Annotated in this window: 14 protein-coding genes; 9 read left to right on the top strand and 5 right to left on the bottom strand. The window is 62.6% G+C overall.

The genetic code is table 11. The features are described 5' to 3' along the window. The first annotated feature begins 329 nt into the window (after window positions 1-329). The 6 genes from PHS32_RS09380 (at window position 330) to PHS32_RS09355 (ending at window position 5,623) form a co-directional block, all read left to right on the top strand. Window positions 330-1,526 (top strand): Tm-1-like ATP-binding domain-containing protein, encoded by a 1,197-nt coding sequence (locus PHS32_RS09380; RefSeq protein WP_301078684.1) that lies wholly within the window; start codon window positions 330-332, stop codon window positions 1,524-1,526. Between the two features lie 30 nt (window positions 1,527-1,556). Then, the gene (locus PHS32_RS09375; protein WP_301078664.1) at window positions 1,557-2,387 is read left to right on the top strand and encodes a phosphoenolpyruvate hydrolase family protein; all 831 of its coding nucleotides are present in this window, start codon (window positions 1,557-1,559) and stop codon (window positions 2,385-2,387) included. A 178-nt stretch (window positions 2,388-2,565) separates the two neighbouring features. Further along, entirely contained in the window at window positions 2,566-3,537 is a 972-nt protein-coding gene (locus PHS32_RS09370; protein WP_301078662.1) for a hypothetical protein, read from the top strand. Window positions 3,538-3,609: 72 nt separating this feature from the next. Continuing rightward, window positions 3,610-4,551, top strand: coding sequence for a carbon-nitrogen hydrolase family protein (locus PHS32_RS09365; RefSeq protein WP_301078661.1), 942 nt, complete (start codon window positions 3,610-3,612; stop codon window positions 4,549-4,551). Window positions 4,552-4,785: 234 nt separating this feature from the next. After that, the gene (locus PHS32_RS09360; RefSeq protein WP_301078660.1) at window positions 4,786-5,241 is read left to right on the top strand and encodes a CopD family protein; all 456 of its coding nucleotides are present in this window, start codon (window positions 4,786-4,788) and stop codon (window positions 5,239-5,241) included. A 73-nt stretch (window positions 5,242-5,314) separates the two neighbouring features. Then, complete coding sequence (locus PHS32_RS09355; RefSeq protein ID WP_301078659.1) at window positions 5,315-5,623, top strand: MTH1187 family thiamine-binding protein; 309 nt, start codon at window positions 5,315-5,317, stop codon at window positions 5,621-5,623. Between the two features lie 113 nt (window positions 5,624-5,736). On the opposite strand, the gene PHS32_RS09350 is transcribed toward PHS32_RS09355, so the two are convergent. Next, a complete protein-coding gene (locus PHS32_RS09350; protein ID WP_301078658.1) occupies window positions 5,737-6,096 on the bottom strand; it encodes a hypothetical protein in 360 nt (119 codons plus the stop codon). Between the two features lie 27 nt (window positions 6,097-6,123). After that, window positions 6,124-7,221 carry an SUMF1/EgtB/PvdO family nonheme iron enzyme gene (locus PHS32_RS09345; protein WP_301078657.1) on the bottom strand — a complete coding sequence of 366 codons (1,098 nt, stop codon included), beginning with the start codon at window positions 7,219-7,221 and terminating at the stop codon, window positions 6,124-6,126. Between the two features lie 327 nt (window positions 7,222-7,548). Here PHS32_RS09345 and PHS32_RS09340 point away from each other — a divergent pair, with 327 nt between their 5' ends. The 3 genes from PHS32_RS09340 (at window position 7,549) to PHS32_RS09330 (ending at window position 13,683) form a co-directional block, all read left to right on the top strand. Next, window positions 7,549-9,561, top strand: a complete 2,013-nt coding sequence (locus PHS32_RS09340; RefSeq protein WP_301078656.1) for a prolyl oligopeptidase family serine peptidase — start codon at window positions 7,549-7,551, stop codon at window positions 9,559-9,561. A 140-nt stretch (window positions 9,562-9,701) separates the two neighbouring features. Then, window positions 9,702-10,793 (top strand): 3-deoxy-7-phosphoheptulonate synthase, encoded by a 1,092-nt coding sequence (locus PHS32_RS09335; protein ID WP_301078655.1) that lies wholly within the window; start codon window positions 9,702-9,704, stop codon window positions 10,791-10,793. A 145-nt stretch (window positions 10,794-10,938) separates the two neighbouring features. After that, window positions 10,939-13,683 (top strand): pitrilysin family protein, encoded by a 2,745-nt coding sequence (locus PHS32_RS09330; RefSeq protein WP_301078654.1) that lies wholly within the window; start codon window positions 10,939-10,941, stop codon window positions 13,681-13,683. A gap of 22 nt (window positions 13,684-13,705) precedes the next feature. On the opposite strand, the gene PHS32_RS09325 is transcribed toward PHS32_RS09330, so the two are convergent. The 3 genes from PHS32_RS09325 to PHS32_RS09315 form a co-directional block, all read right to left on the bottom strand. After that, the gene (locus PHS32_RS09325; RefSeq protein ID WP_301078653.1) at window positions 13,706-14,278 is read right to left on the bottom strand and encodes a methylated-DNA--[protein]-cysteine S-methyltransferase; all 573 of its coding nucleotides are present in this window, start codon (window positions 14,276-14,278) and stop codon (window positions 13,706-13,708) included. A gap of 61 nt (window positions 14,279-14,339) precedes the next feature. Then, window positions 14,340-15,074, bottom strand: a complete 735-nt coding sequence (locus PHS32_RS09320) for a PaeR7I family type II restriction endonuclease (protein ID WP_301078652.1) — start codon at window positions 15,072-15,074, stop codon at window positions 14,340-14,342. Between the two features lie 27 nt (window positions 15,075-15,101). Continuing rightward, window positions 15,102-16,796: an Eco57I restriction-modification methylase domain-containing protein gene (locus PHS32_RS09315; RefSeq protein WP_301078651.1), complete on the bottom strand. Its 1,695-nt coding sequence runs from the start codon at window positions 16,794-16,796 to the stop codon at window positions 15,102-15,104. Between the last annotated feature and the right edge of the window lie 24 nt (window positions 16,797-16,820).

The raw sequence follows: 16,820 nt of genomic DNA, 5'->3' as shown, positions 1-16,820 counted from the left end.
CGCTGGCAGCCGAGGGCAAGATCGCAGTGCTGTTGATAGAACAAAACATAGGAGTTGCAATGGACATCGCGGATTCAGTGGCGGTCATGGTGAACGGCCGGGTAGCACGTGTGTTGCCGGCAAACGAGCTTGCGGCCGACCGGGCTTTGCAGCAGGAACTGCTGGGCTTGAAGGGCGGCGCGAGAACTTCGGCAGCCGGTGCCGCAGCAGCGTCCGAGCCACACGGCGATCCGCTTGCGGGTGCTACGAGTAGCGGCTTGGGCACAGGCGCCGGTACCGACCCGCAACCGGGTAGCCGGCAGACTGTTGCGCAAGCCAGCAAGGACAAAGTGGCCTATATCGCCGGTACGTTCGACACCAAGGGCCGCGAGTTGATGTACATGCGCGACTGTCTGTCCAGATTCGACTTGCGCACGCGCACGGTGGACCTGTCCACCAGCGGCGCCGAGTCGCCGGCCGATGTCTCGCCACGCGAGGTCGCCCGCCATCATCCGGCTGGCGTCGAGGCTGTTTTCACCAACGACCGTGGCACCGCGGTGAGCGCGATGGCCGAAGCTTTCGAGCGCTACATCCAGACCTGCAGCGATGTGGCCGGACTGGTTTCGGCCGGCGGTTCCGGCGGTACCGCACTGGCCACCCCGGCCATGCGTGCCTTGCCGATTGGTGTACCCAAGCTGATGCTCAGTACCGTGGCCTCGGGCGACACCCGTCCTTACGTCGGTCCCAGCGACATCTGCATGATGTATTCGGTCACCGATGTACAAGGCATCAACGGCATCAGCCAACTGGTGCTGGCCAATGCTGCCAATGCGCTTGGCGGCATGATCAGCCACGCGCCGCGCGCCGTCGCCGCCACCAAGCCCGCCATCGGTCTGACCATGTTCGGCGTCACCACGCCTTGCGTTCAAGCGGTGACGGCAGCCCTGGAAAAGGACTACGACTGCCTGGTTTTCCACGCCACCGGCACCGGCGGCCAGTCGATGGAGAAACTGGCCGATTCACGCCTGCTGGCGGGGGTCATAGACGCCACCACGACCGAGGTGGCCGACGAGCTGCTGGGCGGCGTGTTCTCGGCCGGACCCGGGCGGCTCGATGCCATCGCGCGCAGCCGGGTGCCCTATGTCGGTTCCTGTGGCGCACTGGACATGGTCAATTTCGGCGCGCTGGACAGCGTGCCGCCGCATTACCGCCATCGCAATCTCTACCAGCACAACGCCAATGTCACGTTGATGCGCACCAGCATCGAGGACAACGTGGCGATCGGCAAGTTCATCGCCGGCAAGCTCAACCGCATGACGGGACCGGTGCGTTTCTTTTTGCCCGAAGGCGGCGTATCGATGCTGGACGCACCCGGCGCCCAGTTCTGGAACCCGGAGGCCGACAAGGCGCTGTTTGACGCCATCGAGGCGCATTTCCAGGCGGCGCCGATGCGCCAGCTGGTACGTACGCCTCTGCATATCAACGACCCAAAATTTGCCGACCTGCTGGTGCAAGCCTTTACCGAGCTAAGCGCCACCCCGTCCTGACCTTAACGAACTTCACAAAAGAGTAATTTCATGCCACGCATTGCACGACAAGATATTCTTCAAAAATTCCGCGCCATGATCGCCCGCGCCGAGCCCATCATTGGTGGTGGTGCCGGCACCGGCCTTTCCGCCAAGTGCGAAGAGGCAGGCGGCATCGATCTGATCGTGATCTACAACTCGGGGCGCTACCGGATGGCCGGTCGCGGTTCGCTGGCCGGGCTGCTGGCCTATGGCAATGCCAACGAGATCGTGCTGGACATGGCGCGCGAGGTACTGCCGATGGTCAAGCACACACCGGTGCTGGCCGGCGTCAACGCCACCGACCCGTTCATGCTGCGTGAGCACTTCCTGAAGGAACTGATTGCACTGGGCTTTTCCGGTGTGCAGAACTTCCCCACCGTGGGGCTGATCGACGGAACCTTCCGTGCCAATCTGGAAGAAACCGGCATGGGCTACGGACTGGAAGTCGACATGATCCGCGCCGCGCACGAACTCGACCTGCTGACCACCCCCTATGTTTTCGATGAAACCAGTGCCATCGACATGGCGCGGGCCGGCGCCGACATTGTGGTTCCTCATCTGGGCCTGACCACGGGCGGCGCGATCGGGGCCGAGACTGCGCTGACATTGGCTGATTGTGCGCTGCGCGTCAACGCCTGGGCCGAAGCCGCCAAGCGCGTCAATCCCGAAGTCATCGTGCTGTGCCATGGCGGACCCATCGCCAACCCGCAAGATGCCGCCTATATTCTGGAGAACTGCCCGGTTTGCCACGGCTTCTATGGCGCTTCCAGCATGGAGCGTTTGCCAGTCGAGGGCGCGTTGACGGAACAGACGCAAAAGTTCAAAAAAATCAGAAGGTGACCGCGGCGGGGGAGGGCAGGCTTTGACGACCTGGAACTGGCGGGGGACCATTTGACTGGACGCTGGACGCTGGCCGCGAAAGACGGGTTCTCGGTTCTCATCCACTGTCGGGAGCAAAATGGCTCTTGGCCACCGGCCTGTGCCGAGCGCGCCGATAAAAAAGAGAAGGGAGCCATTGATGCGAAACCTGTTTCTTCTGCTTTCCATGGTGATCGGTATCGCGGCTCATGCGGAGGTGTACAAGTGTGTCAAAGATAACAAGGTCAGCTACACCGACAGTCCATGTGACGGTTCGATCAGCGCTGAAAATCTTTTCGCCATCAACTCATCCGCAGACTTGGCTGAAGGCTTGTCGGCGTTTGAAAATCGAGACTATGGCTTGGCATTGAGCAAGCTCAATCCATTGGCAGAAGGCGGCGTTGCCATGGCACAAAACACTCTCGGGAGAATGTATTTGCAGGGGCAAGGCGTGCCGCGAGATTTGGATAAGGCACTGACCCTGTTTCGTAAGGCTGCCAATCGGGGGTTGCCAAATGCGAAGAACAACTTGGGTGTCATGTATGCGGGAGGAATTGCTGTTAGACAAGATTACAAACAGGCAATTACCTTATTTAAACAAGCCGCGGATCAAGGATTTTCACTGGCCATGAACAATCTGGCTGACATGTACGAAAAAGGGCTGGGCGTAAAGCCAGACCCCGTAGAAGCTGACAAGTGGCGCAAGAGATCTCAAGACATCGGGTCCGCAAAGAACAGCACCGGCGTCGCCATTAAAACGGTTGGGAAAAAGGAATATGAAAAAGGACTAGAGGCTTACCATGGATGGGACTTTGCGGGAGCCGCCGTGGCGTTTCGCCAGGCGGCAGAAAAAGGCCATCCCGAGGCGCAATTGATATTGGCGTCGATGTACCGAGAAGGACAAGGGGTCCAAAAAGATGAGGGGAAGGCCCAGTACTGGGCGCGAAAAGCAAAAAACGGCGCACATACGATGAATGACAATCGGGATCGCGTGTTGCTGATCGATACTTCCGCAGACGGATTCGATCAAGCCCGCAATGGCGCTGCATCCACGGGTCCTGCCGCTGTGGGTGGCGTCTTCACGGGTCCTCCCGCACCAGGCGCCGCCCCCAGTGGGGTGGGGCGGCGCTGAATTCACCGTGTTCGAGCCGCCCCCATCTTCGTCAAAACAGTTGAACCTCATCATTTGGAACAGGAGAAAGACATGAAACTCACCGCCGCCGTGGTCCAGACCTCCACCGTGTTGCTCGACACCCCTGCCACGGTAGAGCGAGCGCTGGCCTTGATGAAGGAAGCCGCGGCGCAGGGAGCCCAAGTAGTGGTGTTTCCCGAGGCCTTCATCGGCGGCTATCCCAAGGGCGCCGATTTCCACATCTACCTGGGTGGGCGCACGGCGCAGGGCCGCGCCGAGTTCAAACACTATTTCGATGCCGCCGTGGCGCTCGATGGACCGGAAATCCTTTTGCTGGCCAGTGCGGCGCAGGAGTACCAGTTGTACGTGTGCATCGGCATCATCGAGCGCGACGGCGGAACGCTGTATTGCACCGCCGTCTACCTCGGTCCCGACGGGCAGGTTCTGGGCAAACATCGCAAACTGATGCCCACGGCACTGGAGCGCCTGATCTGGGGCTTTGGCGATGGCTCTACGCTGAAGGCCGTCGATACCCCGTACGGCAAGATGGGCGCCGTGATCTGCTGGGAGAACTACATGCCGGCGCTGCGCATGGCCATGTACCAGCAGCGCATCGCCCTGTACTGCGCACCCACTGCCGACGACCGCGACACCTGGATCGGCACCATGCAGCACATCGCGATGGAAGGGCGCTGCTTCGTGCTCTCATCCTGCCAGCACCTGCGGCGTTCGGACTTCCCCTCCGACCGCATGAACAACCGCTTGCCCGCGGCGCCCGACACGGTCCTGATGCGCGGTGGCAGCGTCATCATCGACCCGCTGGGAAAGATTCTGGCCGGGCCGGTGCGCAACGAAGATGCGCTGCTGACGGCCGAACTGGACCTCGATGCAATTGCCATGGGGCAGCTCGATTTCGACGTGGTGGGTCACTACGCCCGACCTGACGTGTTTTCACTCCAGGTCAATACCGCGGTGCAGTCGGCGGTCTCGTTCGTTTCGCACTTAAACACCTGAGCCGGATTGGGCGGTTTTCGACGTTGACAGGTACCAAGTCACGTCGGTCACCCCCGGTTTGCGCGCTGGCATGGTTTGGCGCAGCTTATTGAACTGCGCCACTGAAATGGCACGGTTTGACAAAAAAGGTGGCAATCGACGCCACCGGTGAGTACCTGAAATGGTCGTAACTGTTGGCCGCCAGCCCCCCCCAGTGCTACATTGTCCTGCCACGAACATCAAAGGAATTTCGCAATGCTCTCGATTTTCAAATTCCTTCATATCGCAGGTGTGGTTATTTGGGTTGGTGGCATGTTCTTCGCTTGGATGTGCCTTCGTCCGGTCGCCGCGGCCAATTTGGAGCCGCCCGTGCGGCTCAAATTGTGGGCCGACGTATTCGCGCGCTTCTTCCCATGGGTCTGGGGTTCTGTCTTGGCGATCTTGCCAAGCGGAACGTTGATGTTGCTGGCCACCGGCTTCAAGCAATCTCCACCGCGTTGGCATGCGATGCTGTTGCTCGGCTTGGTCATGAGCGCGATTTTTGTCTACGTCTTCGTGGTTCCCTATTCCAGGCTCAAGGCAGCCGTCGCTGGTCAGAATTGGACCGATGGCGCTAAGGCGCTGGGCCAGATACGGCAACTGATAGGCACCAACCTGATCCTTGGTTGCGTAACCATTGCGGTAGCCACACTGGGGCAACTTCCAGGCTAGGGCGGCGCCGACATGGGCGACCCCTGCGAAGGGGTGATACCCTCAAAATCTCACTAGACAAGGCAGAAGAAAAATGGTGCTACTCGAATTTTCCATGACCCCCTTCACCCTGGAAGACAGCAAGAGCAAATATGTGGCGCGTATCCTCGATATCGTCGACAAGAGCGGCCTGCCTTATCAACTCACCCCCATGGGCACCATCATCGAAGGCGAATGGGACCAGGTCTTTGCCGTGGTCACCGACTGTTTCCGATCGCTTGAGGCCGACTGCCCGCGCATTGGCACGCAAATCAAGATTGACTACCGGGCCGGAACAAGCAGCCGCATGAAATCCAAAGTAGAGGCTGTCGAAACCCTGTTGGGCCGCAAGCTCTCAACTTAGCGCGATGCTGCGTGGGCAACTCGCGCGACCTGGCTGTGCTGAGGGCTTTACCGGCGGACGACGTGGTGTTTGAATCGCCCGTGGTTCAGACGTCGCGGGCCGGCATTGCAAGGTTAATCGATTTTTGTGCTTGAAAACATTTTGGCGCCAAGGACACCGCCAACCAAACACGCCGCATAGATGACCAACAGGAAGCCGGTCCAGATCAACCTCATTTCTCCTGTTCTGGCGCCATTTCCGCTGGAGTAGGCAAATAGCAGCGGAAGGGAAACATAGGCCAGTCCATAAGCCCAGAAAAGATTCTTGTTGCCCATTGAAGAAACGAAGGACAAGCCAAGGCCGATCAGGCAACAAGCTGTCACGGCTAGCGCGACAACAGGCCAGCCGCCTCGGGAAAACCCCGCAGCGACGAAAAGTATCAGGATCAGGACGCCTGCCACGACATTGGTGGCAAGCGTCAGCAGTAACTTCATGCGTCTCATGGGAGTCACCACCTACCCTCAATTTCTTGCCACTCGCAAGCCGGCGCCGTGGTAATGGATGATGGACGTGTTCCAGCTGCGATAGGCCGACCCAAGGCTGGCGGGCTTGTCAAACCAGGCACCGCCGCGCAGCACCCTGAGTTCTCCATCGCCTCCGCTCATCCAGGCCGATCCGTCGACGGGTGCGCCGCTGTAGTTGGGGTGCCACACGTCTTGCACCCACTCCCACACATTTCCGTACATATCGAAAAGACCAAAAGCGTTGGCCTGCCTTTGACCCATTGTTTGAGTCCTGCCAAGACTATTGACTTCGTACCAGGCGTGCCGGTTCAACTGGCTCTCGTCGTCACCAAAGCTCCACTTGCCCGTGCCACCCGCTCGCGCCGCGTATTCCCATTCCGCCTCGCTCGGCAGGCGATACGCTTTCCCGGTGCGCTCACTCAGTCTCTGCACATACATTTGAGCGTCCTGCCAGCTGACTTGCGACACCGGGCAATCGTCACCGCACTGTGAGATGCCCTGTGAACTGGGACCCATCAACGCTTTCCATTGACCATAGGTCACTTCCGTCTGACCGAGGAGAAAGCCGCTGACATTGACACGGTGAACCGGTTTCGCGTCAGCATCGCCATCCATTGCTCCCATCTCAAAACTTCCGCCCGGAATGGCCAAGAGCCCAGGGCATACATCGCAGTCTTTGACTACCTGAGACTGTGGAGGCTGCCGAACAGTATTTTGGGTGAGCTTCGCCTCCGCCATCGCTTGCTCAATAGCTGCCGTCATTTTCGGAATGATGGTTTGCATCTGCGACTGAGAAATGGCCATGGACTTCTGCATGACGACCGGCATCTTGTCTATGAAGGCTTGTCCCGCCGTGCTGCGGTAGAAAGCGACCAGGCCGTCGATTTCTTCTTGATCGAAGGTATCCCGATAGAGCTGAACGAACTGGGGCTTCAGCTTGTCCCAGGTGACTTCCGCTCGCATGACCGCCATGAACTTGGCCGGCACCGTGTCAATGACCTGCTGCTGTTCCGGCGTCAGCGTTTTGCCGTGGGTCGCCTGTTGCATCGATTGCCGCATGAATTGCTCCATGTTGGCGTACATGGTGTCAAACATGGACTCGGTCCTGGTTACCTTGAGCAGTGTCTCGACGGACTCTGTGCTGGCTGGCGCGGCTGCCGCTTGACCGACCAGGAGGGCCATGAAGGATGTGAGGAATAGTTTTCGCATGGTTGGCAGACGGATCAATGGGTTGGGAACAGTGAGGGCAATGGAACGCGGAGTGCCAAACCATTCTCGATGCCATGGCCCGGGAAGGCTATCCCCCAAATGGGGGATGTGATGAATAGCAACTGCTCGCGGTTGACGACAGGCACTGCTGCATGGGCATAATACCCATGAGTCGACGCCCATCACAAGTCGCACCACAGGGGAGAAAAAACAATGTTGATATTCAAAGTCCGGTGCGCCGCATTGGCGCTGTGGGTTGTTGCGGCCGGCGCCATGCCAGCGGCTGTGCAGGCCGCCGAGGCACCGATTCCGGTCCGTGATTTCTTCAGCGCCGAGGTGATGTCGCAGCCGGTCCTGTCGCCTTCCGGAAAATACCTGGCGGTGCGGCTGGCCAACGCCAAAGGCCGGCGCCAGTTGGGCGTCATCAAGCTCGATCCGCCGCGCCAGGTCAAAAGCGTCGTCAGTTTCGTCGATGCCGATGTCGCCGACGTTCAGTGGGTCAATGACGACCGGCTGGTGTTCAACATCAACGACCTGCAGTCGGCCTACGCCGACAGTATTGCGCCGGGCCTGTACGCGGTCGATCGCACGGGAGAAAATTTGCGCGCGCTGGTGGAACGCAGGTGGCATTTCATCTACCGGGCCAACACCTTTGCCTCACGCGAACTGCGGCCCAACCATCGCCTGCTCAGGGTCTTGCGGGACGGTTCCGCCGATGTGCTGATCGAGCGCCTGAATTTTGACAAAAACTACCGCGAGTTTGTCAGCGCGACGCCACTGCGCCTGGATACGCTCACGGGCCGCACCAGCAGCGTCGACACCGGGCTGGCGCAATCCGCGCAGGCCTGGTGGGCAGACGCCGCCGGTCAGCCGCTGGCAGCGGTGTCGCGCGCCGGCGGGCAGGACAGCGTGCATTGGCGTGCCAGCGTCACCGAGCCCTGGAGCGTCATCAGTTCGAGCCCGGCCTATTTCCGTAAAACTGGTGAGTTCAGACCGTGGACACTGGGCGCCGATGGACAACTGTACGTGCTGAAGGATCGTGCCGATGAAGAGCGGACCAGCGCGCTGTTCCGCTTCGACGCGGCCAGCCGCCGACTGGAAGCCCAGCCGGTGGTGGCGGTGCAGGGTTTCGATTTCGCGGGCCGCTTGATCTTCAATCACGAGACGCAGCAACTGCTGGGTGTGCGCTATACCAGCGATGCCACCAGCACGAGCTGGCTGAACGCCGAAATGCAGGCACTGCAAGCGACCATCGACAAGCGGCTACCGGGCGTCATCAACCTGCTCGATGTCGCCGAGTGCGGCTGTTCGCGCTGGCTGCTGGTGACGTCTTACTCCGACCGCCGGAGCCCGGTCTACTCGCTCTACGACCGCGAGGCGGGTCAACTCGAACCGATAGGCCAGACGCGACCGCAACTGGACGCCAACCGCATGGCGACGCGCGACTTTGTGCGCATCAAGGCGCGCGATGGGCAAATGATGCCGCTGCACCTGACGCGCCCGCAGGGCTTGGGGCCTTGGCCCGCCGTGCTGTTGGTACACGGTGGCCCGCAGGTGCGCGGCGGCAGTTGGCGCTGGGACGGCGACTCCCAGTTTCTGGCTTCGCGCGGCTATCTGGTGGTGGAGCCCGAGTTCCGCGGCAGCACGGGCTATGGCGCCAAGCTGTTTCAGGCCGGCTGGAAGCAGTGGGGGCTGGCGATGCAGGACGACGTTGCCGACGCGGCCCGTTGGGCCATTGCCCAGGGGCTGGCCGACGCCAAACGGGTCTGCATCGCCGGCGCCAGCTACGGCGGCTATGCCACGCTGATGGGTCTGATCCGCGACCCCCAGCTCTACCGCTGCGGCGTCGCCTGGCTGGCCGTCACCGACATCGGGCTGCTGTACAGCTTGCGCTGGGGCGATCTGCCGGAGGCATGGAAAGAGTACGGCATGCCGCTGCTGATCGGTGACCCGGTGAAAGACGCGGCCCAATTCGAGGCCACCTCGCCACTGAAGCAGGCGGCGCGCGTGACCCAGCCGCTGCTGCTGGCTTTTGGCGGCCATGACCGGCGCGTGCCGATGGAGCACGGCACGCGTTTTCGGGACGCCGTGCGCCAGACCAACCCGCAGGTCGAGTGGGTCGAGTACCCGGATGAGGGGCACGGCTGGTTCAAGCCGGAAAACAGATACGATTTCTGGGAACGGGTCGAGAACTTTCTGGCCCGGCAGTTGGCCACCCCGCAATGAGTTGTCCCTGACGCGCGGCGTCCCGCCAGCGGCGAACCATGGGCATCGTCCGGCAGGTGGCAGACGACCAGATGGCAAGGAAGCGGGACAGTCTGCGACACTTGTCATTCCGGCCCTCAAGGTCGCCCGCCACTACCAACATGAGCCCTGCGATTCACGACATCCACATTGCACAGACCGACGCGCTGCCGGAGCCCCGGCTGCTGCGCCAGGAATTGCCCGCCGGCGAGACGCAAGCGGCGTTCATCACGGCGGCGCGCGCCGCCACCCGCGCCATCCTGCGCGGCGACGACGACCGGCTGCTGGTGGTCGTCGGTCCGTGTTCGATCCACGAACCGGCGTCGGCGCTGGAATATGCCCAGCGCCTGCGCCAGTTGGCCGCGCAACTGGCCGGCGAGCTGCTGCTGGTGATGCGCGTCTACTTCGAAAAGCCGCGCACCCGCATGGGCTGGAAGGGCTTGATCTACGACCCCGGCCTGGACGGTCACGGCGATATCGGCGAAGGCCTGCGCCAGGCGCGCCGCCTGCTGCTGGAGTGCGCGCGGCTGGGGGTGCCGGCGGCCTCTGAAATCCTGGACCTGGTGACGCCGCAGTACTACGCCGAACTGCTGACCTGGGGCGCCATCGGTGCGCGTACCGTGGAGAGCCCGCTGCACCGCCAGATGGCGTCCGCGCTGTCGGCGCCGGTGGGCTTCAAGAACGCCACCAACGGCAGCGTCAGCGCGGCCATCGATGCCATCCATGTGGCATCCCAGCCGCACCGCTTTCCGACCATTTCGCTGGAAGGCAAGGCGGTGGTGATCACCACCACCGGCAACCCCGACGGCCACCTGGTTTTGCGCGGTGCCGGCGATGGTCCCAACTACGACGCCGCCAGTGTTGGGCTGGCGGCGCTGGCGCTGGCGGGGGCCAAGCTGCCGGCGCGCCTGGTGATCGACTGTAGCCACGGCAACAGCAGCAAGGACCATCGACGTCAGTCCGGCGTGGCCGCCGACATTGCGCAGCAACTGGTCGCCGGCAGCCACAACATTTGCGGCGTCATGCTGGAGAGCCACCTGGTGGAAGGCCGGCAGGAGATCGTCGACGGTCGCCATGGCCTGCGCTACGGCCAGAGCGTCACCGACGCCTGCATCGGCTGGGACAGCACGGTGGACGTGTTGCAGGAACTGGCAACAGCGGTGATCCGGCGCCGGGCCGCCCCAATACGGATCGGCCCCCTCGGGGGGCAGTGAGGACACGAAGTGCCGAGCGTGGGGGCCACTTCCCGGCGTCGCCGCCGGTGAGGGTGGTGCCCGGCCAGCAAATTTCTGCCCGCGCCCCTATACTTATTCGAATCCCGACCCTTGCGTTGCCGACCCTGCCGTTGGCCCTCTACTTATGCGCCTCAAGCTGCTGTTCCCTCTTGTCTTCATCCTCGGCTTGCAGGCCCTGACGGTCGTAGCCGGCCCCACTGCCGCGCCGCTGCGCGAAGTCGAAGGCGTCAGCGAATTCCGGCTCGGCAACGGTTTGCAGGTGCTGCTGATCCCGGATGCGTCCAAGCCCACCGTCACGGTCAATGTCACCTACCGGGTCGGCAGCCGCATGGAAGGGTACGGCGAGACCGGCATGGCGCATTTGCTGGAACACCTGATGTTCAAAACCAGCAAGTTGCACGCCAACGTGGGCGCCGAACTGTCCAAGCGCGGTATGCAGTTCAACGGCAGCACCAACGCCGATCGCACCAACTACTTCGAGACCTTCCCGGCCGACCCGACGCAGCTGTCCTGGGCGCTGCGCACTGAGGCCGACCGGATGACCGGCGCCAAGGTGTTGCGCAAGGACTTGGACAGCGAAATGACGGTGGTGCGCAACGAGATGGAAGAGGGCGAGAACAACCCCGTCAGCATCCTGGTCCAGCGCACCCAGGCGGCGGCTTACCAGTGGCACAACTACGGGCGCGACACCATAGGCGCTCGCTCCGATGTGGAGAACGTCGACATCCCCAGCCTGCAAGCCTTCTATCGCAAGTACTACCAGCCCGACAACGCGACGCTGATCGTCGCCGGCGCTTTCGATGCCGGCAAGACGCTGCAGGAGATCAAGGCCACGTTCGGTCGGTTACCCCGGCCGACGCGCCGAATAGCGCCCACCTACACGCTGGAGCCGGTGCAGGAGGGCGAGCGCCTGGTGACGCTGCGCCGCACTGGCGGCGAACAGGCGGTGTTTGCCAGCTACCACATACCGGCACTGGCCAGCCGCGACTACGCGGCCTTCGAGATCGCCGTCACGGCGCTGACCGATGCGCCATCAGGGCGCCTGCACAAGCGCCTGGTCGAGACCGGCAAGGCGACTCAGGTGTTCGGCTGGGCCTCGCGCAATGCCGAGCCGGGCCTGCTCAATCTGGGCGTGCAACTGAAGAAAGACGATTCGGTGGAAGAGGCGCAGCGCATCCTGGTGGAAACGGTGGAGGGCCTGGCCAGCGAGCCGGTGACGGCCGAGGAATTGAAGCGCGCGCAAGTGCAATGGGCCAAGGAACTGGACCGCACCCTGGCCGATCCGCAGGCCCTGTGCGTGACCTTGTCCGAGTCCATCGCCGCCGGTGACTGGCGCCTGCTGTTCAGCCTGCGCGACCGCGTGCAAGGCATCACGCTGGAGGAGGTCAACGCCACCGTTGGCGCCTGGTTGCTGCCCAGCAACCGCACGCTGGGGCGCTTTTTTGCCAGCGCGACGCCGCAGCGCACGCCACTGGCGCCGCGTGTCGACGCGGCGGTGGCGCTGAAGGACTTCAAGCCCGGCGCCGCAGTGGCCGCCGGCGAAGCCTTCGATGCCAGCGAAGCCAACATCGACAAGCGCACCGAGCGCTACCAGTTGCCCTCCGGTCTGCGGGTGGCGCTGTTGCCCAAGAAATCGCGCGGCGAAACGGTGCAGGTGGAACTCAAGCTGCACTTCGGGAACGTTGCCAGTCTGCGCGGCCAGCGCACTGCCGCGGCCACCGTGGGCAGCATGCTGGGCCTGGGCACGCAGAAGAAAACACGGGCCCAGATCAGCGACGCTTTCGACGCGCTGAAAACCGATTGGCACGTGCAAAGCGATGCCCTGTCGGGTGCCGTGGCGGGGCTCAATAGCAAGCGCGCTCAACTGGTGCCGGCCTTGACCTTGCTGGCCGAGCTGCTGCGTGAGCCGGCCTTCCCGGCCAGCGAGTTCGAGCAACTGGTGCGGCAGAACATCGGCGGCCTGGAGCACGCGCTGGAAGACCCCGGCGCGCTGGCGGGGGTGGCGCTGTCGCGCCTGCTGGCGAGCGCCTATGCCGAGGACGATCCGCGCCATGTCGCCACGCTGGCGCAGGACATCGCCGCGCTGAAGGCGCTCAAGCGCGAGGCCGTGGTCGATTTCTACCAAACGCAGTGGGGCGCCCAATACGGCGAGCTGGTGATCGTCGGCGACTTCGATGCAGCGCAGTTGAAGCCCGTCATCGCGCAGTTGTTCGGCGACTGGAAGTCCGGCCAGCCCTACGCACGGGTGCCGCAGCCGGTGGCCGCTGCGGCGGGGCAACGGCTGCTGACGCTGCTCAAGGACAAGTCCGGCGCCACGGCGGTCGGTGCCCTGGACCTGGCGTTGAGCGACGACCACCCGGATTACGCCGCGCTGCGCCTGGCGGTGCATGTGCTGGGCGCCAGCGGTTTCGACTCAAGGCTGCTGACCCGGCTGCGCCAGAAGGACGGCATGTCTTACGGCGCCGGTGCCGGTCTGCACGCATCGAGCTTCGAACCGGCCGCCCGGGTCGATTTCTACGCCATCTTCGCGCCTGAGAACCGCGCCCGCATCGAGCAGGGCTTCGCCGAAGAACTGCAACGTTTCGTCAAGGACGGCATCACCCCGGCCGAACTCGACAGCGCCAAGAAGGCGATGCGCGCCGCCAGCAACACCTGGCGCGCCAGCGACAGCTCGGTGGCGTGGGCCTGGGCCGGTCATCTGGAACGCCAGCGCAGCTTCCGCTGGAATGCCGAACTGGAGGCACGCACCCAGGCACTGAGCCTGGAGCAGGTGAATGCCGCCATTCGCAAGTGGCTGGCGCCGGAGCGCGTCAACTGGTCGCTGGCCGGTGCTTTCGATCAAGCGGCCAGCGGCAGCAAAGCGGATTGAGTTCTGGCTAGTCTTTACCGGCTCACGGCAACAGCGTATCCGGCGCGTCGTCGAACAGACCCGGCCCGTTGAAGCGGGCGCGCTCTATCAGCAGCAGACGCAACTTGGTCGCCAGCCCACCGGTCGCCGAGAAGCCACCGGCGCCTCCGGCCGCAGCCAGCACGCGGTGACACGGCACCACCGGCGCAAACGGGTTGCTGCCCAGCGCCTGTCCCACGGCACGCGCCGCGCTGGGGTCGCCCAGTTGCCGGGCGATCTGGCCATAGGTTGTGGTCTCGCCGGGCCTGATGCGGCGCGCCGCTTCATAGACACGCTGGTGAAACGCCGGCACGCCGTCCATGTCCAGCACCAGATTCGACAAATCCACCGGCTCGGTCGGCGCGCCACGCAGCAGGGCGACGATGGCGGCTATCGCCTCCTGCACCAACGGCGGCGCAATCGCTTCGCTGCACTGTGGAAAGCGCCGGCCCATGCGCGCTCGCGTGGCGGCCTCGTCCCGGTCTGGCAGTTGCACCCCGGTCAAGCCGCGCTCGCCCCAGGCGATGCCGCAGTGGCCGATGGGCGTGGCGAACAGGGCGTAGGCTTGGGTTGGCATGGGCGTTAGCCGCGTTTGAAGCGCACCTTGGTTCTTGGGGTTCGTGAAACTCAAACCCCTCTTAACGCGCAGCCTCCGTTGCGATATGTCCTGCCAGCGCCGCCACGAAGGAACGAAGCCCCGTCATCGCGGAAAGTTCTGAGTAGGCGCCATCGGTTATCGCCGAGCGCGGCGTGGCGATCACAGAAGCCGAACTGTAGAGTTGCTCAAGTGCCAGACGTTGACACAAGATGTCGTACCGTTTTTGGCAAGACGCTCCGACGAATTCTGGAAACACCGGGAAGTGAGGGGATTTGTCTTTGACGTCGGCTCTCGATTTCGGCGCATCCTCAATCACCATCAGCCAGCCTACAAAGGGCCGCTCCTGCTTTCCGAACGCACCCTCGCGGTAGGCCGTCCACAAATCATGCGATGTGCCAATGGCTTCCTCGGCCCGGTTGTTGAAGTTGTTGCCGAACGATGGGCCGACGTGGCTCTTGAATTCGAGCGCCGCCACCAACCGGCCTTGGTCAACAACCAGCAAATCCCACAGCTTGGTCGGGCGGAAATATCCCGGCAGCGTGAGCACGGCCCGCTTCTGGTGAATCTCGGCATGGGGCAAACCGTTGGCCTTGACGATGTCGATTACCAGTTTCGCGAACCCGTCCATGTTCTTGCCGCCCGTCACTCCGGCGCGCTCGCCTTGGTCGGATTTGCCGGATGACTTCTGCTTTTGTGTGGCGTTCGCCCGGCTTTGCCAAAATGCCTTGATGGCCGCGCGGGCCTTGTTCTCGTAGTCGCTCAAATCAAGCGCCATTGTTTTCTCCCCCTGTGTTGTTCGATTTCATTGCGCCAGCATGGCCGCTTCGTCTGGCGTCAAACCATACAGCTCGGCGGCAGCCTGGTCGCACTCGTTCAAATCCAAAGCAGTCGCCGCCCGCGCAAGCCGCTCGCGCATGCTCGCGGATACGTCTTTCCATTCGGGCAGGCGGATACGGCGCAGGTACTGGGCTTGAAACCGCAGGAAGCCCCCGCGCATCGTGGTCGAATAGGCGGCGACGAATTGTCGGGCCACGCTCGACAGCAACACGGCTTGCAAGGCTCGCAAATCCCATTCGTTTGATTCCACGTAATAGAGATTGTGGTGCGGGTAAAGCTCGCCAGACTCATAGACTACGTGGGCCGAACCCTTGATGTCAGGAATTAGCAGTTTGGGGCGTGCGGCAAGAGCGGGCGTGATCCGGTCAATGGTTCGATACCAGTTTGCTGGCGCCTTCTTGGCGACGTGGCGGCCTGCGATAGCCGCCCGATGTTGTTCCAAGTGGGCGCGCAGCTTCGGGTAACGCTCCAAGTCGGCAAGCTTGCCGTCGTCCTCAAACGGGTTGATGACGCCAAGCCCCAACCAATGCACCTCGCCGCTGGCAATGTCCTTGGTCGTGACCAGACGCAATTTGCGTGACGGCTCCACGTCCAGTTCATCCATCCTGCCGATAAAGGCCGCATCAAACCCGGTGGCGACGCCAATGCCCACCTTGCACCCCGCCTCTTCCAACAGCGGGAATTTGGCTTCCAGGCGGCGCAGCAGCGCGCGTTTGCTGGCGGAGCTCAAGACCCAAGGCGCCGAGCCCAATGCCGCATGTTCCACCAGCGAGACACCCACTGCGGTGTCCGCTTCGCCGCGCAACAAGGCGCGCGCCAGTCGCGACAGGCTCTCGGCGTCAATGGTGGGGCGCTCGGCCACCAGCGTCGGGCCTGGTTTGGCCTTTTCGATCAGAGTGATGGCCGGGTACGCAATCACATCCGTGTTGAACGCGGGCGTGTCCACCATGTCCACGTAGGCCCGCAGATGGAAGCCGCCAGCCACCAAAGCCCGAAGCGGTGCGCCGTATCGGTTTTTGGTCCAGCGGTCGGCACAAATGAAGGCGCACTGACCACCATCGGACAGCAGCCCGAGCGAGCGTTCGATAAAGGGGATGTAGAGGTCCGCCCGGTCATAGAGCGTTGCATAGCGTCTGCGGTATTCCAGGATCAGCGCGGCGGGGATGAGCTCTTGCCGAACATAAGGCGGGTTGCCGACCACGAAGTCAAATCGCCCTGGCAAGCGCTCCAACAAAAAGTCACCTGAAATCAGCCAGGCCGATACCAGGCGTGTAGCTTCCGATTTTGAAATACCAAAACCCAAAAGCAGAGTTTCAAGACTGCGCTTGGTCGTCTCGAACGTATGGCTATGCAGTTCCACCGCCCGAATGCAGGGGCTCAAATCTCCCTCGCCGCCAGCAGCTTGGAATGCCGTGATCAGGCGCTCCACTGCCGCCAGCAAAAACTCCCCTCCACCAAACGAGGGCTCGAGGAGCCGCATGCAATGCAATAGGCGGTTTGGCGTGTAGCCGGCCAAGTCCAACATGAAATCCACCACCTCACGCCGCGTGAACACAGCTCCGCGTTCGCCGCCATCCGAACCATGGGCAAGCCTCTCCACCGCCTCGGCAATGGGGCACATGCCGAGTAATGATGGTTGGTCAATGAGGAGTTCTTGCACGATGGCCGCGGCCTTTTGGATAGT

The organism is Rhodoferax sp. (assembly GCF_028714215.1).
In the GTDB taxonomy this organism is placed as follows: domain Bacteria; phylum Pseudomonadota; class Gammaproteobacteria; order Burkholderiales; family Burkholderiaceae_C; genus Rhodoferax.
This window is presented reverse-complemented; position numbering and strand designations above follow the sequence as displayed.